The organism is Streptomyces sp. NPDC086989 (genome assembly GCF_044745505.1).
Lineage (GTDB): Bacteria > Actinomycetota > Actinomycetes > Streptomycetales > Streptomycetaceae > Streptomyces.
This window is the reverse complement of record NZ_JBIVAL010000017.1, coordinates 110,198-132,475: the sequence shown is the minus strand read 5'-3', so window position 1 is coordinate 132,475 and position 22,278 is coordinate 110,198. Positions and strand designations below refer to the sequence as shown.

Genomic DNA, 22,278 nt, shown 5'->3' with positions numbered 1-22,278 from the left:
TCGGGGGTGGGTGCGCAATGGGCGTACGGGTCATGGTGCTCGACGAGCACCGGCTGCTGGCCGAGGCGCTGGCCTCGGCCCTCAAGCTGCGCGGGCACCGGGTGCTCGCCGCGGCCGCCCCCGCCGCGGGCGCCGCCGAACTGGTCATCAGCCGGGCGCCGGAGGTGTGCCTGCTGGGCACCGCCACGCCCGCCGAGCCGGGGGTCTTCGAACCGGTCGTCCGCATCAAGCGGGAACGGCCGCAGATCGCCGTCGTCGTCCTCGGCCCGGTGCCGAGCCCCCGCGGGATCGCCGCCGCCTTCGCCGCCGGCGCGTCGGGGTACGTACGCCACGACGAGCGGATCGAAGGCGTGGAGCGGGCGCTGGCCAAGGCCCGGGCGGGGGAGGTCGCGATCTCCCCGCAGCTGCTCCAGGGGGCCTTCGCGGAACTCCTCAACCCCGCCGTCCAGCCCGACGACGAGGGCAGCCGGCTGCTGCGGCTGCTCACCCCGCGGGAGGTGGAGGTGCTGGTCCGGGTCGCCGAGGGCGAGGACACCCGGCTCATCGCCGCGGGCATGGAGATCGCGCCCAGCACCGCCCGCACGCACGTGCAGCGGGTGCTGATGAAGCTGGGCGTGGGCTCCCGGCTGGAGGCCGCCGCGCTGGCCGCCAGGACCGGTCTGCTCGACCGGGCCGGGCTCCCGCCGACGGCCGCCGATTTCCCCGCGGGCGCTTAATCGGGTAAGCCAGTGACCGGCATGTGCACGCGCCCGCGTGCATCCCCCCGCGAGAGGCAGTAGACGAGTGAGCGAGACGGCGACTCCCACAACGGCGACGTACAAGTACATGGTCACCGGCGGCGCCGGATACGTCGGCAGCGTCGTCGCGGCGCACCTCCTGGAGGCCGGGCACGAGGTCACGGTCCTCGACGACCTCTCCACCGGCTTCCGCGAGGGCGTCCCGGCGGGCGCGGCCTTCATCGAGGGCCGGATCCAGGACGCCGCCCGCCACCTGGACCCCTCCTACGACGCGGTGCTGCACTTCGCGGCGTCCTCGCAGGTCGGCGAGTCCGTGGTCAACCCGGGCAAGTACTGGGAGAACAACGTCGGCGGCACGCTCGCCCTGCTGGCCGCGATGCGCACGCACGGCGTGCGCAAGCTGGTGTTCTCCTCCACCGCCGCCACCTACGGCGAGCCCACCGAGGGCCTGCTCACCGAGGACTCGGTCACCAGGCCCACCAACCCCTACGGCGCCTCGAAGCTGGCCGTCGACCACATGATCGCCGGAGAGTGCGCGGCGCACGGCGTGGCCGCGGTCTCGCTGCGCTACTTCAACGTGGCCGGCGCGTACGGCGAGTTCGGCGAGCGCCACGACCCCGAGACCCACCTGATCCCGCTGGTGCTCCAGGTCGCCCTGGGCGAGCGCGAGTCGATCTCGGTGTTCGGCGAGGACTACCCGACCCCCGACGGCACCTGCGTGCGCGACTACATCCACGTCGCCGACCTGGCTGAGGCCCACCTGGCCGCCCTGGAGGCCGCCACCGCCGGCGAGCACCTGATCTGCAACCTGGGCAACGGCAACGGCTTCTCGGTCCGCGAGGTCGTCGAGACGGTCCGCAAGGTCACGGGCGCGGAGATCCCCGAGGTCGTCGCCCCGCGCCGGGCCGGCGACCCGGCGGTCCTCGTCGCGTCCGCGCGCGCGGCCCACGAGCGGCTCGGCTGGACGCCGGCCCGCTCGGACCTCACCGGCATCATCACGGACGCCTGGAACTTCACCCGCTCGCTGCGTTCCTGACCCCCGCGGCCGTACCCGTGCACCGCGCCCCCCGCACCCGACCGTGCGGGGGGCGCGGTTGCGTACGGGAGCGTGCGCGGGGAGCGCGTAGGGGCGGTCCGGCGCCGTGGACGGGCGCGCTGCGCGGGCGCCCGGCGTGCACACGCCGGGCGAAATGCCCTCCGTGCAACTGCCCGCGGCACGCGCCGGTCGGAAACCGTCTTCCGGACCGACCGTGTGGTCGAATTCTGGCCATGGAAAACCGGGTTCGCGCCTGCCCAGCCGGAAAATCGCTCGGAAAACTTCTGCTATTCGGCCAACCGCGAGCCGCCCCCCGCTCTACGCTGATGCGTGACACCGGTGGGGGCCGGTGTTGATTCAGGGGTCGAGACACGCCGGGTACGGCGTCCGGTCCGGGGTAGTGCAGAGATGTCTCGGCGGCGGCCGCGGCAGCTGCGGATCACCCGGTCCGGGCGCCGTACCCGCAGTCGTCCGTTCCCCGACCCTTGGGGGTTTTGTGGTTCGCATCCGGGTTCTCGTGGTCGACGATCACCGCATCTTCGCCGAATCGCTCGCCGCCGCGCTCGCGGCCGAGCCCGACGTGGACGTGTCCGCGGCCGGCAGCGGTCCCGCCGCGCTGCGCTGCCTCGAACGCGCGGTGGCCGAGGGCCGCCGCTTCGACGTCCTGCTCGTCGACGCCGACCTCGGCGCCGCCGCCGGCGGCGCCGTGCCCGCCCAGCGCGAACCGGGCTCCGGCTCGCCGCCCGCGGCGGACGGGATCGCCCTGGTCGCCGGGGTGCGGGTGTCCCACCCCGGGGTCCGCACCGTCGTCCTCGCCGAACGCGACGATCCGCGCCGGGCCGCACTCGCCCTCCAGGCGGGGGCCTCCGGCTGGGTGGCGAAGGACTGCTCGCTCTCGCGGCTGCTCGCCGTCATCCGCGGCGTCCTGCGCGAGGAGACCCACCTGCCGCCCGCGCTGCTCACCGGAGTGCTGCGCGAACTGACCGCGGCGCGCAAGCACCGTACGGACAGTGAACGGCTCGTGGAGTCCCTCACGCCGCGCGAGCACGAGGTGCTGCGCTGCATGGTGGCGGGGCTGGGCCGCAAGGACGTGGCGGCGCGGCTGTTCCTGTCCCCGCACACGGTCCGCACGCACATGCAGAACGTGCTGGGCAAGCTCGGGGTGCACTCGACGCTCGCGGCGGTGGCGCTGGCCCGGCGGGCCGGGGTGCGGCCGGCGGACCTAGCCGGGGATGTTGTCGAACGGAGCGGTCAACTGGCGTAGCAGCGCCGCGAGGTCACCGCGCTGGGCCTGGGAGAGCTGGGCCAGGATCGCCCGCTCCTGGGCCAGCAGGCCCGCCAGGGCCTGGTCGGCGCGGTCCCGGCCCTCGGGCGTCAGCCGGACCAGCACCCCGCGCCGGTCGTTGGGGTCGGGCAGCCGTTCGACGAGGCCCTTCTTGGCGAGCCGGTCGATGCGGTTGGTCATGGTGCCCGAGGTGACCAGGGTCTGCGTGAGCAGCTGGCCAGGGGAGAGCTGGTAGGGCGCGCCGGCGCGGCGCAGCGACGTCAGGACGTCGAACTCCCAGGGCTCCAGGCCGTGCTCGGAGAACGCCAGCCTGCGGGCACGGTCGAGATGGCGGGCAAGCCTGCTGACGCGGCTCAGTACTTCGAGCGGTTCCACGTCGAGGTCAGGGCGTTCCCGCCGCCATGCCGCGACCAATCGGTCGACCTCGTCCTCCATGCCGATCAGTGTAAGGGGTCTGTCGATGTGAAGTCTCTTCAAATCGAGGATCTCGGGGACTTATATCTCGATCTCATGAGTCTTGACGTCAAGATATATTTTGGGCGACGATGGGCATGGAGGGTGCCGGAACGGCTTCCGCTTCCGCCCGACCCGCCAGCAGGGAGGATCGAACATGCATTCCGATACCGCTTCGGCACGGATCCCCGCCGCCACCAGCCACGGTGCACCCACCTGGGACCCCCAGCAATACCTCCGGCACGCAGGACACCGAACCCGCCCCTTCCTCGACCTCCTGCACCGGATACCCGACCTGCCCGCCCGGCCCGCCCGCATCGCCGACCTCGGCTGCGGCCCCGGCAACGTCACCGCCCTCCTCGCCGAACGCTGGCCCGAGGCCCGCATCACCGGCTTCGACCTCTCCCCGGAGATGCTCCGGCGCGCCGACGACGAGTACGCGGGCCGGACCCCCGGCGGCGGCAGCCTCGACTTCCGCCACGCCGACCTCGCGCACTGGCTCCCCGAGGACCCCTACGACCTGATCGTCTCCAACGCCGCCCTCCAGTGGGTCCCGAGCCACCCCGGCTCCTTCCCCGCCTGGATCCACGGGCTGCGCCCCGGCGGCACCTTCGCCTTCCAGGTCCCCGGCAACCACACCGCCCCCAGCCACGCCCTGCTCGCCCGGCTCTGCGACACCCCGCGCTGGCACGACCGGCTGGCCGGCCACGGCGCCCGCTACGTACACCTCCTCGAACCCGCCGAGTACCTGGCCCGGCTCACCGGGCTGGGCTGCGCGGTCGACACCTGGGAGACGACGTACCACCAGATGCTGACCGGCCCCGATCCGGTGCTCGACTGGGTCAAGGGCACCGCCCTGCGGCCCGTCCTCACCGCCCTCGGCAACGACCGGCCGGCCGTGGACGCCTTCCTCGCCGAATACCGCGAGCTGCTGCGCGAGGCCTACCCGCCCGGGCCGCGCGGCACCGTGTTCCCGTTCCGCCGGATCTTCGCCGTCGCCCGCAAGGAGGCCTGACCGTGCTGCGCGCAGTCGACCACGTCCAACTCGCCGCGCCGCCCGGCTCGGAGGACCGGCTCCGCGCGTACTACACCCACGTACTGGGCATGACCGAGATCCCCAAGCCGCCCCTCCTCGCCGCCCGCGGCGGCTGCTGGTTCGCCGCCGGCCCCGTACAGCTGCACCTGGGCGTCGAGTAGGACTTCCGGCCCGCCCGCAAGGCGCACCCCGGGCTGCGGGTGACCGGGATCGAGGCGTACGCGCGCAGACTGCGCGAACGCGGCGCCGAGGTCGTCTGGGACCACGACCTGCCGGGACACCGCCGCTTCTACTCCGAGGACCCCGTCGGCAACCGGATCGAATTCCTGGAAGAGCACGGCCCGCAACCCCTCACCTGACGACGGCATGCGACGACGGCGCCCCGCCACCGGATCTCCGGTGACGGGGCGCCGTCGCGTGGTACCGGTCCGGTCAGCCGATGCTGCGGTAGGTCACGTTGCCCCGGAACATGACGGGCCACGTGAGGACCTCGCTGCCGAACAGGCTGTGGCCGCCTTCCATGCGGAACAGGTTGCCGTTGGCGTCGGCGAGGACCAGGTCCGCCTTGCCGTCACCGGTGAGGTCACCGGGCGACACGATGTCCTTGTAGCCGCCCAGCATTCCGAAGACGGCCCAACGGGCACCGAACGGTGCGCTCGCCTTGCCGGTGCCCGGGTGGAAGTACAGGTCCCCGGAGTTGGTGATGCCGACCACGTCCGCGTTGCCGTCACCGTTGAAGTCCCCGGCGGCGATCTGCTTGTACTGGTCCCAGCCGCCGCCGATGTTGATCGGGGCGGCGAAGGCGTTGCCGGTGCCGTTGCCCTGGTGGACGTACAGGTTGCCCCAGATGTCACGGGTCAGCAGGTCGCCCTTGCCGTCGCCGGAGACGTCGCCGCCGCCGATGACCAGGTTGGTGACGCCCCACCAGTCACCGGCGATGTTCTGGTTCGTGGTGCGGTTGGTCAGGCCCCACTGGTTGGACTGGAACTTCTGGCCCCAGTTGAGCTTGTCCATGCCCGCGGCCACGACCAGCTTGGAACCGTCGTCCGGCCAGTTGAAGTCACCGGCCTTGCGCGGGTCGAAGAGCGAGCCGTCGCTCTTGTTGTCGTACGACCAGTACTGGCCGCCCGCGTCGACCGTGCCGACGTTGTGCTTGCCGTAGACCGGCGTGATGCCGGCGCCGAGGAAGAACTCGTTGCTCTTCCAGTTCGAGCCGCAGTTGTACTGCGGGGAGAACAGGCCGTTGCCCTCGGAGAAGTGGCAGAACAGGTCACCGGTGACGGTGACGCCCATCATGTCGGCCTTGCCGTCGCCGTCGATGTCGTCGGCGGCGATGATCTGCGTGTAGCCGGTCCAGCCGCTGGCGATCTGCGTCCGCCACTCGAACGGGTTGGCGCCGTTGCCGGTGCCCTTGTGCAGGAACAGCTCACCCGTGTACGTACGGCCCAGGACGTCCGCGTCACCGTCGCCGTCGATGTCGCCGAGACCGACGATCTGGTCGTACTGGTTCCAGCCGCCGCTGACCTTGACGGCCGCGGCGAACGGGTTCGCCAGGTTGCCGGTGCTCCGGTAGTAGTACAGGTCGCCGGCGGGCGTACGGGCGATGACGTCGGGGCGGCCGTCCTTGTTCAGGTCGCCCGCCGAGATGACGCGGTTGTACATCTGCCAGCCGGTGCCGGTCCAGGTCGGCGCACCGGCGGTGCCGCCGGAGGTCTCGCGCAGCTGCAGCTTGCCGTCGAAGGTCAGCGTGAGGATCTCGGGGTTCCAGCCACCGCCGACGTTGCCGAGCGCGATGATGTCCTTGACCGTCTCCGCTTCGTCGCCCTCGATGCGGAAGTCGGTGGCGGGGCTGCCCTCGGCGGCGCTGGTCGCGAAGGCGCCGGCGAACCCGCGGGTGTTGCGGAAGACCAGCTCGCTGAAGCCGTCTCCGTCCAGGTCCAGACGCGGCTGGGAGACGTTGGCCGTGGTCGCGGCCGCGGCGACGCCCTGCGGAGCGGCCGCACGCGCGCCCTTGTCCACGGACTTCGCATTCGGCGCCAGCACACCGGGAGCCGGGCTGGCGGCATGCGGGACGGCGGCCTTCGGGCCGCTCGTCGCCTTGGCCGTGGCGGCGGCCGGACGGTCCGAGGCCTTGCCGGCAGCGGTCGCCTGGCCTACGGAGAGCAGGGTGCCCGCGGAGAGGGCGAGAGCGGTGCAGGCCGCGACGCGGCCGAAGCGCGAAGAGCGCAAGAGGTTCCCCAGTGGGTCGCAGGTGGAACCGGGTGGTCGTCACGACGGTCTGGGGCGCATGCCTAGAACGGCACAGCGCGTCGGTCGTACTTACCCCCCCGGGAAGTAGGCCTCACAGTACCGCCGCGTTTTCCGAGGTCAAAGAGGTTTCCCGTACAACCTTTCGCTTCCGGCGTGACCGGGCGACCGGGTAGATCAGCTCCTGCGGTGGCCCACCAGCCGTGGCTTCGACTCCAGCCCGTCCAGCCCGTGCCAGGCCAGGTTCACCAGGTGCGCCGCGACCTCCGCCTTCTTCGGCCGGCGCACGTCCAGCCACCACTGCCCCGTCAGGGCGACCATCCCGACCAGCGCCTGCGCATACAGCGGGGCCAGCTTCGGGTCGAAGCCCCGCGCCTTGAACTCCAGGCCCAGAATGTCCTCGACCTGCGTCGCGATATCGCTGATCAGCGACGCGAACGTGCCCGTCGACTGCGCGACCGGCGAGTCCCGCACCAGGATGCGGAACCCGTCCGTATAGGACTCGATGTAGTCCAGCAGCGCGAACGCCGCCTGCTCCAGCAGCTCCCGCGGATGCCCGGCCGTCAGCGCGCCCGTCACCCCGTCCAGCAGCTGGCGCATCTCCCGGTCCACGACGACCGCGTACAGGCCCTCCTTGCCCCCGAAGTGCTCGTACACCACCGGCTTGGACACCCCGGCCTTCGCCGCGATCTCCTCCACCGACGTGCCCTCGAAGCCCTTCTCCGCGAACAGGGTGCGGCCGACGTCCAGCAGTTGCTGACGCCGCTCGGCGCCCGTCATCCGGACCCGGCGGCCGCGCCGGGTCTTGTCGCTGCTGGAACTGCTGCCGTCGATCGCCACGTCCCCCATCATGCCGCGTTCGACGCGTTTTCCCTGCGCCGGGCATCGAGGCGGGCACCGGACGGCCAGCGCACGTCCGTCGCCCACCCCGCGAGCTCGAACCAGCGGATCAGACGGGCACTGGAGTCGACCTGGCCGCGCAGCACACCGTGCCGGGCCGACGTCGGGTCCGCGTGGTGCAGGTTGTGCCAGGACTCCCCGCACGAGAGCACCGCGAGCCACCACACGTTGCCGGAACGGTCGCGCGACTTGAACGGACGCTTGCCCACCGCGTGACAGATCGAATTGATCGACCACGTCACGTGGTGCAGCAGCGCGACGCGCACCAGCGAGCCCCAGAAGAACGCCGTGAACGCACCCCACCACGACATCGTCACCAGGCCCCCGACCAGCGGCGGGATCGCCAGCGACACGATCGTCCAGAGCACGAAGTCACGCGAGATCCGCCGGATCGCCGGATCCTTGATCAGGTCGGGGGCGTACTTCTGCTGATTGGTCTGCTCCTCGTCGAACAGCCACCCGATGTGCGCCCACCACAGGCCCTTCATCAGCGCCGGGACGGTCTCCCCGAACCGCCACGGCGAATGCGGGTCGCCCTCGTGGTCGGAGAACTTGTGGTGCTTGCGGTGATCCGCCACCCAGCGCACCAGCGGCCCCTCCACCGCCATCGAACCCATCACGGCCAGCACGATCCGCAGGGGCCGCTTCGCCTTGAAGGAACCGTGCGTGAAGTACCGGTGGAAACCGATCGTGATCCCGTGGCAGGCCAGGAAGTACATGAACACCATCAGGCCGAGATCCAGCCAGCTCACCCCCCAGCCCCAGACCAGCGGAACCGCCGCCAGCAGGGCCAGGAAGGGAACGACGATGAACAACAGCAGGGCGATCTGCTCCACGGACCGCTTGCTCTCGCCCCCCAGCGTCGCGGAGGGCACGGCGGCACCGGCACCTGCACCGGAACCGGAATCTGGATCGGAATCGGAGGCCGCCGAGGCGCCCTCGATCAGCTCGGGACTGGTGGTCATGAGGGTCCCCTGGGGGTGAGGAATCGGCAGACGCCTTGCGCCTGCCCAGGCTACGGATGCGTAACCTACGGCAACGTAAGTATGGCAAAGCCGGAGCCCACGACAAGAGGAGCACGGCCGCGCCCGAGGCGTTCTCGAGGGCGCCCGCCACCGCCCGCGCGCCGCCTGGTGAGACGTTTAGCGAGGCACCAGGCCAGGACACCTATCCTGTTGTCGTCGGACAGCGCGGTCCGCACGGGCAGCCGAGCTGCGCACCAGGTGGGGGACACCCCCGCGCATCCCGGAGCCCACCTCCCAGTAGCGCTCGAACACTGCAAGGAGCCGCACCTGTGAGCAGTGCTGACCAGGCCTCCTCCACCCCGGCCACCGCCGCCAACGCGGAACTGCGAGCGGACATCCGCCGCCTCGGGGACCTCCTCGGCGAGACCCTCGTCCGCCAGGAAGGCCAAGAACTCCTCGACCTCGTCGAACAAGTGCGCGCCCTGACCCGCACCGACGGCGAAGCCGCCGCCGCACTGCTCGGCGACACCGACCTGGAGACCGCCGCCAAGCTGGTGCGCGCCTTCTCCACCTACTTCCACCTCGCCAACGTCACCGAACAGGTCCACCGCGGCAAGGAACTGCGCGCCCACCGCGCCGCCGAAGGCGGGCTCCTCGCCCGCACCGCCGACATGCTCAAGGACGCCGACCCCGAGCACCTGCGCGAAACGGTCCGCAACCTCAACGTGCGCCCCGTCTTCACCGCGCACCCCACCGAAGCGGCCCGCCGCAGCGTCCTCAACAAGCTGCGCCGCATCGCCGCCCTGCTCGAAGAGCCCGTCTCCGGAGCCGGCGAACGCCGCCGCCACGACCTGCGCCTCGCCGAGAACATCGACCTCGTCTGGCAGACCGACGAGCTCCGCGTCGTGCGCCCCGAACCCGCCGACGAGGCCCGCAACGCCATCTACTACCTCGACGAGCTGCACGCCGGCGCCGTCGGCGACGTCCTCGAGGACCTCGCCGCCGAGCTCCAGCGCGTCGGCGTCGAGCTGCCCGCCGGCACCCGCCCCCTCACCTTCGGCACCTGGATCGGCGGCGACCGCGACGGCAACCCCAACGTCACCCCCGACGTCACCCGCGACGTACTGATCCTCCAGCACGAACACGGCATCACCGACGCCCTCGAACTCGTCGACTTCCTGCGCGGCCTGCTCTCCAACTCCATCCGCTACACCGGCGCCACCGAGGAACTCCTCTCCTCCCTCCAGGCCGACCTCGAACGCCTCCCCGAGATCAGCCCGCGCTACAAGCGGCTCAACGCCGAAGAGCCCTACCGCCTCAAGGCCACCTGCATCCGGCAGAAGCTCGTCAACACCCGCGAACGCCTCGCCAAGGGCACCCCCCACGAGGAGGGCCGCGACTACCTCGGCACCGCCGAGCTCCTCGCCGACCTCACCCTCATCCAGACCTCCCTGCGCGAACACCGCGGCGCCCTCTTCGCCGACGGCCGCATGGACCGCACCATCCGCACCCTCGCCGCGTTCGGCCTCCAGCTCGCCACCATGGACGTCCGCGAACACGCCGACGCCCACCACCACGCCCTCGGCCAGCTCTTCGACCGCCTCGGCGAGGAATCCTGGCGCTACGCCGACATGCCCCGCGACTACCGCGGCAAGCTCCTCGCCAAGGAACTCCGCTCCCGGCGCCCCCTCGCCCCCACCCCCGCACCCCTCGACGCCGCCGGCCACAAGACCCTCGGCGTCTTCTTCGCCATCAAGGACGCCTTCGAGAAGTTCGGCCCCGAAGTCATCGAGTCCTACATCATCTCGATGTGCCAGGGCGCCGACGACGTCTTCGCCGCCGCCGTCCTCGCCCGCGAAGCCGGCCTCATCGACCTCCACGCAGGCTGGGCCAAGATCGGCATCGTCCCGCTCCTGGAAACCACCGACGAGCTCCGCGCCGCCGACGTCATCCTCGACGAGATGCTCGCCGACCCCTCCTACCGGCGCCTCGTCTCCCTGCGCGGCGACGTCCAGGAGGTCATGCTCGGCTACTCCGACTCCTCCAAGTTCGGCGGCATCACCACCAGCCAGTGGGAGATCCACCGCGCCCAGCGCCGCCTGCGCGACGTCGCCCACCGCTACGGCGTACGCCTGCGCCTCTTCCACGGCCGCGGCGGCACCGTCGGCCGCGGCGGCGGCCCCTCCCACGACGCGATCCTCGCCCAGCCCTGGGGCACCCTCGAAGGCGAGATCAAGGTCACCGAACAGGGCGAGGTCATCTCCGACAAGTACCTCGTCCCCTCACTGGCCCGCGAAAACCTGGAGCTGACCGTCGCGGCCACCCTCCAGGCCTCCGCCCTGCACACCGCACCCCGCCAGTCCCACGACGACCTCGCCCGCTGGGACGCGGCCATGGACACCGTCTCCGACGCCGCCCACGCCGCCTACCGCGCCCTCGTCGAAGACCCCGACCTGCCCGCCTACTTCTTCGCCGCCACCCCCGTCGACCAGCTCGCCGACCTCCACCTCGGCTCGCGCCCCTCCCGCCGCCCCGACTCCGGGGCCGGCCTCGACGGCCTGCGCGCCATCCCCTGGGTCTTCGGCTGGACCCAGTCCCGCCAGATCGTCCCCGGCTGGTACGGCGTCGGCTCCGGCCTCAAGGCCCTGCGCGAAGCCGGCGGCGAAACCGCCCTCACCGAGATGGGCGAGCGCTGGCACTTCTTCCGCAACTTCCTCTCCAACGTCGAGATGACGCTGGCCAAGACCGACCTGCGGATCGCCCGCCACTACGTCGACACCCTCGTCCCCGACGAGCTCAAGCACGTGTTCACCCGCATCGAAGCCGAACACGAGCTCACCGTCCGCGAAGTCCTGCGCATCACCGGTGGCGAGAAGCTCCTCGACTCCCACCCCGTCCTCCAGCAGACCTTCGCCGTCCGCGACGCCTACCTCGACCCCATCTCCTACCTCCAGGTCTCCCTCCTCGCCCGCCAGCGCGCCGCCGCCGAACGCGGCGAGGACCCCGACCCGCTGCTCGCCCGAGCCCTGCTGCTCACCGTCAACGGCGTCGCCGCCGGCCTGCGCAACACCGGCTGACCCCCGCCCGCAACGCACGAGGGCCCCCGCCGTCCGGACCGGACGGCGGGGGCCCTCGTACGTCGGGCGGTCAGGAGTTGTACGCCGACTGGGCGCGCTCCAGACCCTCCGCGATCAGGCACTCCACGGAATCCGCCGCCCGGTCCACGAACCAGTCCAGCTCCTTGCGCTCCGCCGACGAGAAGTCCTTCAGCACGAAGTCCGCCACCTGCATACGGCCCGGCGGACGCCCGATCCCGCACCGCACCCGGTGGTAGTCCGCGCCCATCGACTTCGTCATCGACTTCAGGCCGTTGTGCCCGTTGTCCCCGCCGCCCAGCTTCAGCCGCAGCGTCGGATAGTCGATGTCCAGCTCGTCGTGGACCGCCACGATCCGGTCCAGCGGCACCTTGTAGAAGTCGCGCAGCGCCGTCACCGGGCCGCCCGACAGGTTCATGAACGACATGGGCTTCGCCAGCACCACCCGGCGGTTCGCCGGCCCCGGCGGACCCATCCGGCCCTCGACCACCTGCGCCCGCGCCTTGTGCGCCTTGAACTTCCCGCGCATCCGCTCCGCCAGCAGATCCACCACCATGAACCCGATGTTGTGGCGGTTGCCCGCGTACTCCGCCCCGGGATTACCGAGGCCGACGATCAGCCACGGCGCCGCATCGTCCGACATCCATGCTCCTTAACGAGGACGACCGCCGTCCCGCTCCCAGTGGAGCCGGACGGCGGTCGTTCAGCAAGTGCTGAGGTGGAAAAGCGAGGCTCAGGCCTCTTCGCCCTCGGTGGCGGCCTCGGCGGCCGGCTCCTCGGCCTGCGGGGCGACGACCTGCAGAACGGCGGTCTCGCCGTCGACGGCCAGCGTGGTGCCGGCCGGCAGGACCAGGTCGGACGCGTGGATGGTCGCGCCGGCCTCGAGGCCCTCGATGGAGACGGTGACCTCGGTCGGGATGTGGGTGGCCTCGGCCTCGACCGAAACGGTGGTCAGCAGGGTCTCCAGCATGTTCGCGCCGGGGGCCAGGTCACCCTCGGTGACGACGGGGACCTCGACGGTGACCTTCTCGCCCTTCTGGACGATCAGGAAGTCGACGTGGGTCAGCGTGCGCTTGACCGGGTGACGCTGGACGGCCTTCGGGATGACCAGCTCGGTGCCGCCGCCCTTGATGTTCAGGGAGAGCAGGACGTTCGGGGTCTTCAGGGCCATCATCAGGCCGTGACCCTCGACGTCGACGTGCTTCGGGTCGGTGCCGTGACCGTAGATGACACCGGGAACCAGACCGTCACGACGGGCCTGACGGGCAGCGCCCTTGCCGAAGTTGGTACGGGTGGCAGCGGAAAGCTTGACCTCGGACATGCTCACTCCTCGTGGGGTGATGGAAAAGGACACAGTCACCCGGCCTGAACGGCCTGCTACGAAGAGCGCGTCGATAACGGAGCACCGGCACCAACAGGTGCGGCCTCCCTCGCCGAGCAACTCGAAGAGTGTACCCGGCGCGGAAGGCCGCACCCAAAAGGATCTCTGTCCCGTACCGCTACCGCTGGTCCTGCTGCCTACTACTGCTGCTTACTACTGCTGCTCTTCGAACAGGCTCGTGACCGAACCGTCCTCGAAGACCTCGCGCACCGCACGCGCGACCATCGGCGCGATCGACAGGACCGTGATCTTGTCGAGCTCCAGGTCGGACGGGTCCGGCAGGGTGTTCGTGAAGATGAACTCGCTGACCTTCGAGTTCTTCAGACGGTCCGCGGCCGGCCCCGACAGGATGCCGTGCGTGGCCGTCACGATCACGTCCTCCGCACCGTGCGCGAACAACGCATCGGCCGCGGCGCAGATCGTGCCACCGGTGTCGATCATGTCGTCGACCAGGACGCAGACCCGGCCCCGGACCTCACCGACGACCTCGTGGACCGTCACCTGGTTCGCGACGTCCTTGTCACGGCGCTTGTGCACGATCGCCAGCGGAGCGTCCAGACGGTCACACCAGCGGTCCGCCACCCGCACACGACCGGCGTCCGGGGACACGATCGTCAGCTTCGTGCGGTCCACCTTCGCGCCCACGTAGTCCGCCAGCACCGGCAGCGCCGACAGGTGGTCCACCGGACCGTCGAAGAAGCCCTGGATCTGGTCCGTGTGCAGGTCGACCGTCAGGATGCGGTCCGCACCCGCGGTCTTCAGCAGATCGGCCACCAGACGCGCCGAGATCGGCTCCCGGCCCTTGTGCTTCTTGTCCTGACGGGCGTACCCGTAGGACGGGATGATCACGGTGATGGAGCGGGCCGACGCACGCTTCAGCGCGTCGATCATGATCAGCTGCTCCATGATCCACTTATTGATCGGAGCCGTGTGGCTCTGGATCAGGAAGCAGTCCGCGCCACGAGCCGACTCCTGGAAACGAACGTAGATCTCACCGTTCGCGAAGTCGAAAGCCTTGGTCGGCACGAGGGCGACGCCCAGCTGATGCGCAACCTCCTCGGCCAGCTCGGGGTGGGCGCGGCCGGAGAAGAGCATCAGCTTCTTCTCGCCGGTCGTCTTGATCCCGGTCACAGCACAGTCTCCTCAGACGTGTTGAAAGCTGCTCGCCCCCGTGTGCGTCCGTCCCGCACACGGTGAGCCAGCCGAATTGCGTGCACCTATCACGGTACGCCGTCCCGGGCGTACCTGTTTCCGGTCAGTTCACCTCAACGAGGCCTCAACGCGGGTCCGCGTCCTCCCGGACCGCCGACTGAGCCGCCGTCGCAGCGGCACTTCCCGGACGCTTGCGAGCCACCCAGCCCTCGATATTCCGCTGCTGACCGCGGGCCACGGCCAGCGCACCGGGCGGCACGTCCTTCGTGATCACCGAGCCGGCCGCGGTGTACGCCCCGTCCCCGATCGTGACGGGAGCCACAAACATGTTGTCCGAACCCGTCTTGCAGTGTGAGCCGACCGTGGTGTGGTGCTTGTGCTCGCCGTCGTAGTTCACGAACACGCTGGCCGCGCCGATGTTGCTGTACTCGCCGATCGTCGCGTCACCCACGTACGACAGGTGCGGCACCTTCGTGCCCTCACCGATCGTCGCGTTCTTCATCTCGACGTACGTGCCCGCCTTCGCCTTCGCGCCCAGGTTCGTCCCCGGACGCAGGTACGCGAACGGACCCACCGACGCCGACTCCCCGACCACCGCCGTGTCCGCCACCGTGTTGTCCACCCGCGCCCGCGGACCCACCCACGTGTCCTTCAGCCGCGTGTTCGGACCCACCTCGGCCCCCTCGGCCACGTGCGTCGCACCCAACAGCTGCGTACCCGGGTGGACGACCGCGTCCTGCCCGAACGTCACCGTCACGTCCACGAACGTGCTCGCCGGATCCACGACCGTCACGCCCGCGAGCATCGCCCGCTCCAGCAGACGCGCGTTGAGCAGCGCACGGGCCTCCGCGAGCTGCACGCGGTTGTTGATCCCCAGGATCTGCCGGTGGTCGCCGCCCACGGCCGCACCCACCCGGTGACCGGCCTCGCGCAGGATGCCGAGCACGTCCGTGAGGTACTCCTCGCCCTGGCTGTTGTCCGTACGGACCTTCCCGAGGGCGTCCGCGAGCAGCGCGCCGTCGAAGGCGAAGACCCCGGAGTTGATCTCCTGGATCGCACGCTGCGCGTCGGTGGCGTCCTTGTGCTCGACGATGGCCGTCACGGCCCCGTCCTCGCCGCGGATGATCCGGCCGTAGCCGGTGGAGTCCGGGACCTCGGCGGTGAGCACGGTGACGGCGTTGCCGTCGGCCTCGTGCGTCTGCACGAGCTGCCCGAGGGTCTCGCCCGTCAGCAGCGGGGTGTCGCCGCAGACGACGACGACCGTGCCGGACGGCTGCCCGCCGAGCTCTTCGAGGGCCATGCGGACGGCGTGACCGGTGCCGTTCTGCTCGTACTGGACGGCGGTGCGCACGCCGGCGTCGATGTCCGCGAGGTGCGCGGTGACCTGCTCGCGGGCGTGGCCGACGACGACCACGAGGTGCGCCGGGTCCAGCTCGCGCGAGGCGGCGACGACGTGTCCCACGAGCGAACGCCCGCAGATCTCGTGCAGAACCTTGGGAGTGGCCGACTTCATGCGGGTGCCTTCACCCGCTGCGAGTACGACGACGGCTGCCGGGCGGTTGGCGCTCACGGGGATGCCCTTCGGCTTCGGGTGGTGGACCCGTGAAGGATACCGGGGCGTTACACCCCGGGAACGAGGCCGGGTCCCGACCGTGGAGGTCAGGACCCGAACTTGCGAAGCTCCCGAGGAAGGAATCGAACCCTCATTCAATGGACCAAAACCATTTGTCCTGCCATTAGACGACTCGGGATAGTTCGCCGTTTATGTCCGATATGGCTGATCGAACTGCGATGCAGCCCCTACTATGCCGCACCACCAGCCCTCGATGCGACGGTACAGACCGGCGCTTTGGAGTACGCGAACGGCGAGGCAGCCGTAGTAGTGCTCGCCGGTGTTCTTCCGGACGGTCGTCGGATTGTGCCGCTTGAGCGTGGTCTTGAGGAACTGGCCGGGGGCGGCCCCGGTGAGCTCCGCCCAGAATCTCTCCGCGCCGGCGACGTCTGCGGTCTCGTGGATGGTGACGGCATACCGCAGGTGCTCCTCTTCGACTCCAAGCAGGCGCAGCCAAGCGAGGTAGACGCCCACCATTCCGGGATCGCTGTTCACGAAGATCACGCGTTCACGGCGGTCGTACGCCTTGTCCTTGCTGCCCTCGGACCAATAGAGGCTGACGCCGATGAGGAAGAGCTCGCGCTCCGACAAGGTGCCGACCTCGGCGGTTGCGGCTCGCTTAGTCTCGCGGCGGTCCTGCTCGCGGACCTCGAGGGTGCGCTCCCACCCCTGCCGGGCAATTGCCGAAGACTCTTCCGGTGTGCGCTGCCGATCCGGCTTGGGGAGGTCGCGGACCCAGAGGGAGATCGAGCTCTTCGAGCAGCCCAACTCGACCTGGATCTGGTCGTAGGTGAGGCCCCGGAGGCGGAGTTCTCGGGCCTTGGCGCGGAGGTCGTCCTTCGCGTGGGGGCGCTTCGTCCATTCGGGTGCCGGTTCGCCGTCCAGGAGGCGGTTGAGGATGTCGTTGTTGTGGACGTGCAGGCGGTCGCGGATCTGGCGGCGGCTGAGGCCCTCGCGGCGGAGGGCGACGGCCTGCTCGCGGAGGGCTTCGAAGGTGGTCGTTCCCGTACGGAGGCCGCCTGTGCCGTCGCCCGGGCGACGTCGGATATCGGTCATGTCGCCAATGTCGTCCGGAATGCGGGATTCAGGTCCCGCTCAGTGGACGATTCAGCCGTACGTGCGATCGCCTTCGGTTCGCCGGAAATCCGTTCGGGATTGTGCTGTGGGCGCTGCGTACGCTGGACGGCATGACCTATACGGGGGAAGAGCACGGGGCCGGGCGGGACGGGCCGCTGTGGTGGGAGCGGCGGCGCGGGGCCGTGCTGGACGTGGGGCTGGCGGCGGTGTCGGCCGTCGAGTGTGCCGTCGAGGGGGTTCCCTTCGCGCGCGAGGCCGGGATTCCGGTGGCGGTCGGGGTGCTGTTCGGGCTCCTGGTGGGGTCCACGCTGGTGCTGCGGCGGCGCTGGCCGATCGCGGTGGTGCTGGTCGGGATCGCCGTGGCGCCGGCCGCGATGGGGTTCCTGCTCGGGGTGGTCGGGCTGTACACGCTCGCCGCCTGCGAGGTGCCCCGGCGGATCACGGCGACGCTGGCCTCGATGTCGCTGGTGGCCACGTTCGTGGTGATGTACCTGCGGACCAGCGGGGACCAGGGGGCTTCGCGTTCCCTCGTCATCATCCTGTCCGTGTTCGTGGCGGTGGCGCTGACCGTGCCGCCGGTGCTGCTCGGCCTGTACATAGGGGCGCGGCGGCGGCTGATGGAGTCCTTGCAGGAGCGGGCGGACTCGTTGGAGCGGGAGCTGTCGCTGCTGGCGGACCGGGCGGAGGAGCGGGCCGAGTGGGCCCGTACGGAGGAGCGGACGCGGATCGCCCGGGAGATGCACGACGTGGTGGCGCACCGGGTGTCGCTGATGGTGGTGCACGCGGCCGCGCTGGAGGCGGTGGCGGCCAAGGATCCGGCGCGGGCGGCGAAGAACGCGGCGCTGGTGGGGGACATGGGGCGCCAGGCGTTGACGGAGCTGCGGGAGATGCTGGGGGTGCTGCGGGCGGCGGAGTCGCCGAAGCGGGCTCCGGCGGTGGTGCCGGTGGCTGCGCTGGCGGGGGGTGCGGGTTTCGAGGACGGGCCGGGGCCCACGCTGGATGAGCTGGAGGTGCTGGTCGGGCAGTCGCGGGCGGCCGGGATGGTGGTGGAGCTGGACGTCCGGGGTGTGGGGGAGGAGTATCCGGCGGAGGTGGAGCAGGCGGCGTACCGGGTGGTGCAGGAGGCGCTGACCAACTGCCATAAGCATGCGCCGGGCGCGAGGGTCGTGGTGCGGCTGGCTCATCGGGGGGATGAGGTGGCCATGCAGGTGGAGAACGGGCCGTGCGGGGCGGACGTGGTCCAGCCGGGGCTGCCGAGTGGTGGGAACGGGCTGGTCGGGATGAGGGAGCGGGTGCTGGGTCTGGGCGGGGTGTTCGTGTCCGGCCCGACGGACGAGGGCGGTTTCAAGGTCTCGGCGGTCCTCCCGCGGGGTCCTCGCCGGCCCTGACGCGGAGCGCGACGCGTCGGGGCGCGGTGCCGTGCCGGGCCGTGCCGGGCTTCGGGCGGAGCCGCGCCCCTGCCGTGCGCCGGGCCTGCCGTGCGCCGCGCCGTGCCCTTCGGGCTTCGGCGCCGCGCCGTGCACTGTCGGGCTCGGGGCGCAGCCGCGCCCTGCGCTGTGCCCCGCCGGTCCTGCCGTACGCCGAGTGCCGCGAGCGTCGTGCCCTGCCGTGCCCTGCCGCGCCGTTGCCCTGTCGGGCTCGGGCGTAGCCGCGCCCTGCGCTGGCCCCGCCGGTCCTGCCGTGCGGCGCCGCGCCGCGCCCTGCGCTGGGGCCTCCGCTGCGTCCTGCGTCGAGTGCCGCGGCGCTGTGCGCCGGGCCTGTCGGTCGGGCCCTGACGCGCCGTTTCCCTGTCGGGCTTGGGGCGGAGCTTCGCGCTGGGCCCCGCCGCGCCCTGCCGTGCGCCGCATCGTGCCGTGCCCTGGCGGGCTTGGGGCGGAGCGGCCGCACCGTTTTGCGGTGCGGGCGCCGCGGAGGGTTTCGGGGGGCGGGTGGTCAGGGGGCGGTGGTGAGGCGGGTGGGCTGGAGGCCGGTCAGCAGGAGGGTGAGGGCTTCGTCCACGCCGGCGCCGAGGTACCAGTCGCCGGTGTGGTCGATGCCGTAGACGCGGCCCTCGCAGTCGATGGCGAGGTGCGAGCCGCCGTCGGAGTCGACGCCGAGTGGGCAGAGCTGGGTGGAGAGGGCGCGGCCGAGGTCGGCGAAGGTGCGGGCCAGGTGGAGGCCGGTCAGGGGGTCCAGGTGGACGGGGACCGGTGCGGTCTGGCGGCCGGGGCCGGGGGCGGTGACGGTGAGCCCGCCGAATTCCGCCCAGGCTTCGACGGCTGCGGGGAAGACGGTGTGCCGGTGGCCGGCGGGGGTGGTGTGGTCCCGCAGGGCGTCGGCCCAGAACTCGGCCTGCTTGATGTCCCAGCGGCCGGGTTCCCAGCCGGCGGTGCGCAGGGCGGTGTCCACGGCGGTGGGGAAGCGGGTGGCCGAGGAGCGGTCGTAGGAGGCGGAGGAGGTGGTCATGGTGGCGGAGGTCAGGCCTTCTCTGACGCGGGGGTGAGGTCGACGGCGCGTACGCCGAAGTGTGCGAGGAGCGCTTCGCAGGACCGGCAGGGGGGTGCGTAGCTGCCGTGGAGCGGGTCGCCGTCCTCGCGGATGCGGCGGGCCGTGATCTTGGAGTGTTTGAGGGCGCGGCGGGCTTCGCTCGCGGTGAGGGGTTTGCGGGAGGCGCGTCTGCTGCGGGCGCCCTCGACGGCGGTGAGGTGGCGGGAGAGCAGGATGGCCTCGGGGCAGCGGCCGGTGAAGCGTTCCCGCTGGCCGCTGGTGAGCGTGTCGAGGAAGTCCTGGACGAGGGGGTGCAGGGCGGGTGCCTGGTCGGCCTTGCCGGCGGTGCCGGTGAGGGTTTCGCCGCGTACGGAGAGGGCGGCGGCGATGGTGGGGAGGATGCCGTCGCGGCGGAAGCGCAGGACGGGTGCGGCGGGCCGGCCGTCGGTGCTGCTCCAGCGCAGGCGTGGGTCGCCGGCCTGGGCGGCCGTCTGTCCCGCCGCGGGTCCGGCCGGTCCGGCCTGCGTGCCCCTTTCCGAGGCGCCGTCGGCCGTGTCTGTGCGTGTCGCCGTGTTCTGCATGGTCGCGTCTTCCCTCCCGTGGCGGCGGTGCCGGCCGCTGTCGCGCACGCCCCCGTGCTGAGGGGACAGCCTGTCAAATGTCCCCTGTCGTGTGGAAGCGGGGTCGAATATTCGTATCAATTCGGATGTTCCTGGCCGTCGTGCGGCCCCGGGGGTCACGGGCGGGTGACCCTCTTGCCGGAGCACATAGGCTGTGGTGAACCAGCCAGATCCAGCAGGGGGCTACCGCCATGACGACAGGTCGGCTCGGGCAGCAGGCCGTGCCACCCAACGCCGCGTACTCGGGGCAGGTCGTGCATTTCCCGGACCCGGTCCGGGCCGCTCGGCATCCCCACGGGGTACGGATGGACGCGGACGGGCATCCCGACTTCTCCCCGTACGCGCGTGCCGCGGTGGAGATCGCGGAGCCCCCGGAGGGCTTCGGCGTGGACGAACTGCGGCTGACGGACTACGTGTCCGCGAACGCGGCGATGCAGGCGGCCGGTCATGCGCTGTGGGACACCGTCGGCCCGGTGGCGACGCCGCACGGCTGGACCTGGCACCACGTGGCGAAGACGCGGCGGATGGAACTGGTCCCGGTCGAGGTGAAGGCGCTGCTGCGGCATCACGCGGGGCTGGCGACGGCGCCGGTCGACCACGACAAGCGCGGGACACGGCCGTTGCAGGAGGTGCGTCCGGCGCATCTGGGGCTGCCGAAGTCGGTGGTGTCGGTGTCCGAGGAGGCGGTGCAGGGTGTCGAGGAGGACCTGGGGTACCGGCTGCCGGAGGCGTACCGGGCGTTCCTGAAGGCGGCCGGAGGCTGTGCGCCGGTGGGTGCCGGGCTCGACGTGGACCTGGGTGTGCTGGTGGACCAGCCGTTCTTCACGGTGCGTGAGGAGGCGGCGGTCAACGACCTGGTGTACGTCAACAAGTGTCTGCGCGACCATCTGACGAAGGACTACCTGTGCGTGGCCTTCGCCCAGGGTGGTCTGCTCGCGGTGAAGGTGAAGGGCGCGTCGGTCGGCTCGGTGTGGTTCTCCCCGTACGACGACGCGCGTGACCGGGACGGCTGGTCGGTGCAGGAGCGCGTCGAGCGTTTGTTGCTGCCGTGCGGTGCCGATTTCGATGCCTTTCTGGAGCGGTTGGCGGGCAATCCGCCGGAGTTGGAAACGGTGGCCGGTCTGATGGTGGACGGCGGATTCGCACGCTCGGTTCCCGTGTCGGGTGCGGCACCGGTGGAGGGGTGACGGCGCGATGGTGACGTTTGCGCAGGCGCAGGAGCGCGCCGAGGAGTGGATCAACGGGGACGTGCCCGCGTACCAGCACCGGGAGGTGCGCGTACGGGAGTTCGGGCTCGGGTTCGTGGTGTGGGCGGAGGACCGTGCGGCGGGTCCGGTGTCCGGTGGTGGCCGGCAGCGGCTGGTCATCGCGCGGGACAGCGGTGAGGTGACGCTGTGGCCGGGTCTGCCGGTGGGTGAGGTGATCCGCCGGTACGAGGAGGAGTACGGGGCTGCCGCGGCGCCGGTGGCGGAGGCCTCGGTGCCGACGCCGCGGATCGACTCGGAGCAGACCTCTTTCATGCTGAGTCCGCCGGAGTGGCTGCAGGAGGCTGCGGACCGGGCGGGGATCCCGTCGGCGACGCCCGCGCCCGCTCCCGCGCCCACGTCTGCCCCTGAGCCGGCGGCTCCGGCTCCGGTTCCGGCTGCGCCGGCTCCCGCGCCCGAGCCGGGGGAGGCGGTTCCGCTGCGCCGCGAGGTGCCGTACGAGCCGTCCGCGAACGACGGGGTGCCGGTCGGGGCCACGCCGTGGGCCGGGACCGATGTGAATTCCGGTGCGGACGACGTGTCCGTACCGCTGCCCGCGACGGTGTTCGCGCCGCCGCTGTCGGGTTCGGACCTGGAGGACATGGGGCCGCCGCCCGGCGCCGCCTCGGAGGCCAAGACCACGCTGATGGCCGGGGGCAGCGGTCTCCCGAAGACCGCGATCGCCCCGGCCCTGCACCTCGGGGCCGGCGAGGGCGGGCCGGACGCCGGGTCCCTCAACGATGCGCCGACGGGCAAGGCCCAGCCCTCCGCGCCGGGGACGCCGCCCGCGACGCCGCCGACTCCGCCCGCGGCCCCCGGTGCTCCGGGTTCGCTGGGGCGTGGGCTGGATCATGCTGCGACGATGCTGGCGGGTCCTGCGGTGACGGGTCAGCCGCCGGCGCCTCCGGGGCCGCCGGGTGCGGGTCAGCCGCCTGCTCCTCCCGGTCCGCCGGGTGCTCCGGGTTCGCTGGG

General features: G+C 71.4%; 18 protein-coding genes, 1 tRNA gene and 2 pseudogenes. 9 read left to right on the top strand and 12 right to left on the bottom strand.

All coding sequences use genetic code 11. The features are described 5' to 3' along the window. Positions 1 to 17 precede the first annotated feature (17 nt). The 3 genes from ACIPK4_RS32990 (at position 18) to ACIPK4_RS32980 (ending at position 3,037) form a co-directional block, all read left to right on the top strand. Complete coding sequence (locus ACIPK4_RS32990) at positions 18 to 716, top strand: response regulator transcription factor (protein ID WP_402319614.1); 699 nt, start codon at positions 18 to 20, stop codon at positions 714 to 716. 109 nt (positions 717 to 825) lie between these two features. After that, on the top strand, positions 826 to 1,773 hold the full coding sequence (galE, locus tag ACIPK4_RS32985; protein WP_054222215.1) for a UDP-glucose 4-epimerase GalE: 948 nt from the start codon (positions 826 to 828) through the stop codon (positions 1,771 to 1,773). 496 nt (positions 1,774 to 2,269) lie between these two features. Next, positions 2,270 to 3,037, top strand: a complete 768-nt coding sequence (locus ACIPK4_RS32980) for a LuxR C-terminal-related transcriptional regulator (RefSeq protein ID WP_402319611.1) — start codon at positions 2,270 to 2,272, stop codon at positions 3,035 to 3,037. On the opposite strand, the gene ACIPK4_RS32975 is transcribed toward ACIPK4_RS32980, so the two are convergent. After that, positions 2,996 to 3,493 carry a MarR family winged helix-turn-helix transcriptional regulator gene (locus ACIPK4_RS32975; protein WP_030297045.1) on the bottom strand — a complete coding sequence of 166 codons (498 nt, stop codon included), beginning with the start codon at positions 3,491 to 3,493 and terminating at the stop codon, positions 2,996 to 2,998. The two genes, ACIPK4_RS32980 and ACIPK4_RS32975, sit on opposite strands and share 42 nt — an antisense overlap. 175 nt (positions 3,494 to 3,668) lie before the next feature. Here ACIPK4_RS32975 and ACIPK4_RS32970 point away from each other — a divergent pair, with 175 nt between their 5' ends. Together ACIPK4_RS32970 and ACIPK4_RS32965 are read left to right on the top strand one after the other, a co-directional pair. Continuing rightward, positions 3,669 to 4,526, top strand: coding sequence for a trans-aconitate 2-methyltransferase (locus ACIPK4_RS32970; protein ID WP_402319609.1), 858 nt, complete (start codon positions 3,669 to 3,671; stop codon positions 4,524 to 4,526). A gap of 2 nt (positions 4,527 to 4,528) precedes the next feature. Beyond that, positions 4,529 to 4,906: pseudogene (locus ACIPK4_RS32965) on the top strand (VOC family protein). A 73-nt stretch (positions 4,907 to 4,979) separates the two neighbouring features. On the opposite strand, the gene ACIPK4_RS32960 reads toward ACIPK4_RS32965, so the two are convergent. The 3 genes from ACIPK4_RS32960 to ACIPK4_RS32950 all read right to left on the bottom strand — a co-directional run bounded on the left by ACIPK4_RS32960 (position 4,980) and on the right by ACIPK4_RS32950 (position 8,659). Beyond that, positions 4,980 to 6,776, bottom strand: coding sequence for an FG-GAP repeat domain-containing protein (locus ACIPK4_RS32960; protein ID WP_402319606.1), 1,797 nt, complete (start codon positions 6,774 to 6,776; stop codon positions 4,980 to 4,982). Between the two features lie 195 nt (positions 6,777 to 6,971). Then, positions 6,972 to 7,643, bottom strand: a complete 672-nt coding sequence (locus tag ACIPK4_RS32955; RefSeq protein ID WP_402319677.1) for a TetR family transcriptional regulator — start codon at positions 7,641 to 7,643, stop codon at positions 6,972 to 6,974. Beyond that, positions 7,643 to 8,659, bottom strand: a complete 1,017-nt coding sequence (locus ACIPK4_RS32950; protein WP_402319603.1) for an acyl-CoA desaturase — start codon at positions 8,657 to 8,659, stop codon at positions 7,643 to 7,645. The genes ACIPK4_RS32955 and ACIPK4_RS32950 overlap by 1 nt, the downstream gene beginning before the upstream one ends. Before the next feature lie 329 nt (positions 8,660 to 8,988). Between ACIPK4_RS32950 and ppc the strand changes: the two genes are divergently transcribed. Further along, entirely contained in the window at positions 8,989 to 11,736 is a 2,748-nt protein-coding gene (gene ppc / locus ACIPK4_RS32945) for a phosphoenolpyruvate carboxylase (protein ID WP_402319600.1), read from the top strand. A gap of 70 nt (positions 11,737 to 11,806) precedes the next feature. Here ppc and pth read toward each other — a convergent pair whose 3' ends face one another. From pth to ACIPK4_RS32915, 6 genes are all read right to left on the bottom strand, one after another. Further along, the gene (pth, locus tag ACIPK4_RS32940) at positions 11,807 to 12,397 is read right to left on the bottom strand and encodes an aminoacyl-tRNA hydrolase (RefSeq protein ID WP_402319596.1); all 591 of its coding nucleotides are present in this window, start codon (positions 12,395 to 12,397) and stop codon (positions 11,807 to 11,809) included. 90 nt (positions 12,398 to 12,487) lie between these two features. After that, a complete protein-coding gene (locus ACIPK4_RS32935) occupies positions 12,488 to 13,075 on the bottom strand; it encodes a 50S ribosomal protein L25/general stress protein Ctc (RefSeq protein WP_402319593.1) in 588 nt (195 codons plus the stop codon). A gap of 213 nt (positions 13,076 to 13,288) precedes the next feature. Continuing rightward, the gene (locus ACIPK4_RS32930) at positions 13,289 to 14,266 is read right to left on the bottom strand and encodes a ribose-phosphate diphosphokinase (protein ID WP_030297029.1); all 978 of its coding nucleotides are present in this window, start codon (positions 14,264 to 14,266) and stop codon (positions 13,289 to 13,291) included. Between the two features lie 145 nt (positions 14,267 to 14,411). After that, a complete protein-coding gene (glmU, locus tag ACIPK4_RS32925; RefSeq protein WP_402319590.1) occupies positions 14,412 to 15,857 on the bottom strand; it encodes a bifunctional UDP-N-acetylglucosamine diphosphorylase/glucosamine-1-phosphate N-acetyltransferase GlmU in 1,446 nt (481 codons plus the stop codon). A 110-nt stretch (positions 15,858 to 15,967) separates the two neighbouring features. Then, positions 15,968 to 16,038 (bottom strand) — tRNA-Gln (locus tag ACIPK4_RS32920). Positions 16,039 to 16,049: 11 nt separating this feature from the next. Further along, on the bottom strand, positions 16,050 to 16,955 hold the full coding sequence (locus ACIPK4_RS32915) for a hypothetical protein (protein ID WP_402319587.1): 906 nt from the start codon (positions 16,953 to 16,955) through the stop codon (positions 16,050 to 16,052). A 131-nt stretch (positions 16,956 to 17,086) separates the two neighbouring features. On the opposite strand from ACIPK4_RS32915, the gene ACIPK4_RS32910 reads away from it, so the two are divergent. Next, positions 17,087 to 18,364, top strand: a complete 1,278-nt coding sequence (locus ACIPK4_RS32910) for a histidine kinase (protein WP_054222218.1) — start codon at positions 17,087 to 17,089, stop codon at positions 18,362 to 18,364. Positions 18,365 to 18,908: 544 nt separating this feature from the next. On the opposite strand, the gene ACIPK4_RS32905 is transcribed toward ACIPK4_RS32910, so the two are convergent. Together ACIPK4_RS32905 and ACIPK4_RS32900 are read right to left on the bottom strand one after the other, a co-directional pair. After that, positions 18,909 to 19,421: an SUKH-3 domain-containing protein gene (locus ACIPK4_RS32905; RefSeq protein ID WP_402319584.1), complete on the bottom strand. Its 513-nt coding sequence runs from the start codon at positions 19,419 to 19,421 to the stop codon at positions 18,909 to 18,911. An 11-nt stretch (positions 19,422 to 19,432) separates the two neighbouring features. Then, positions 19,433 to 20,023 (bottom strand): YwqJ-related putative deaminase, encoded by a 591-nt coding sequence (locus tag ACIPK4_RS32900; RefSeq protein WP_082410678.1) that lies wholly within the window; start codon positions 20,021 to 20,023, stop codon positions 19,433 to 19,435. Between the two features lie 230 nt (positions 20,024 to 20,253). Between ACIPK4_RS32900 and ACIPK4_RS32895 the strand changes: the two genes are divergently transcribed. After that, entirely contained in the window at positions 20,254 to 21,249 is a 996-nt protein-coding gene (locus ACIPK4_RS32895; protein ID WP_402319582.1) for an SMI1/KNR4 family protein, read from the top strand. A 7-nt stretch (positions 21,250 to 21,256) separates the two neighbouring features. Continuing rightward, positions 21,257 to 22,278: pseudogene (locus ACIPK4_RS32890) on the top strand (hypothetical protein); the annotation flags it as partial.

Excerpts from the sequence above, each read along its gene's own strand:
- ACIPK4_RS32935 (WP_402319593.1), bottom strand. The coding sequence starts at position 13,075 with ATGTCCGAGGTCAAGCTTTCCGCTGCCACCCGTACCAACTTCGGCAAG.
- ACIPK4_RS32950 (WP_402319603.1), bottom strand. The coding sequence starts at position 8,659 with ATGACCACCAGTCCCGAGCTGATCGAGGGCGCCTCGGCGGCCTCCGAT.
- ACIPK4_RS32955 (WP_402319677.1), bottom strand. The coding sequence starts at position 7,643 with ATGGGGGACGTGGCGATCGACGGCAGCAGTTCCAGCAGCGACAAGACC.
- ACIPK4_RS32970 (WP_402319609.1), top strand. The coding sequence starts at position 3,669 with ATGCATTCCGATACCGCTTCGGCACGGATCCCCGCCGCCACCAGCCAC.
- ACIPK4_RS32900 (WP_082410678.1), bottom strand. The coding sequence starts at position 20,023 with ATGCAGAACACGGCGACACGCACAGACACGGCCGACGGCGCCTCGGAA.
- ACIPK4_RS32915 (WP_402319587.1), bottom strand. The coding sequence starts at position 16,955 with ATGACCGATATCCGACGTCGCCCGGGCGACGGCACAGGCGGCCTCCGT.
- ACIPK4_RS32895 (WP_402319582.1), top strand. The coding sequence starts at position 20,254 with ATGACGACAGGTCGGCTCGGGCAGCAGGCCGTGCCACCCAACGCCGCG.
- pth (WP_402319596.1), bottom strand. The coding sequence starts at position 12,397 with ATGTCGGACGATGCGGCGCCGTGGCTGATCGTCGGCCTCGGTAATCCC.
- ACIPK4_RS32990 (WP_402319614.1), top strand. The coding sequence starts at position 18 with ATGGGCGTACGGGTCATGGTGCTCGACGAGCACCGGCTGCTGGCCGAG.
- ACIPK4_RS32910 (WP_054222218.1), top strand. The coding sequence starts at position 17,087 with ATGACCTATACGGGGGAAGAGCACGGGGCCGGGCGGGACGGGCCGCTG.
- galE (WP_054222215.1), top strand. The coding sequence starts at position 826 with ATGGTCACCGGCGGCGCCGGATACGTCGGCAGCGTCGTCGCGGCGCAC.
- ACIPK4_RS32905 (WP_402319584.1), bottom strand. The coding sequence starts at position 19,421 with ATGACCACCTCCTCCGCCTCCTACGACCGCTCCTCGGCCACCCGCTTC.
- ACIPK4_RS32975 (WP_030297045.1), bottom strand. The coding sequence starts at position 3,493 with ATGGAGGACGAGGTCGACCGATTGGTCGCGGCATGGCGGCGGGAACGC.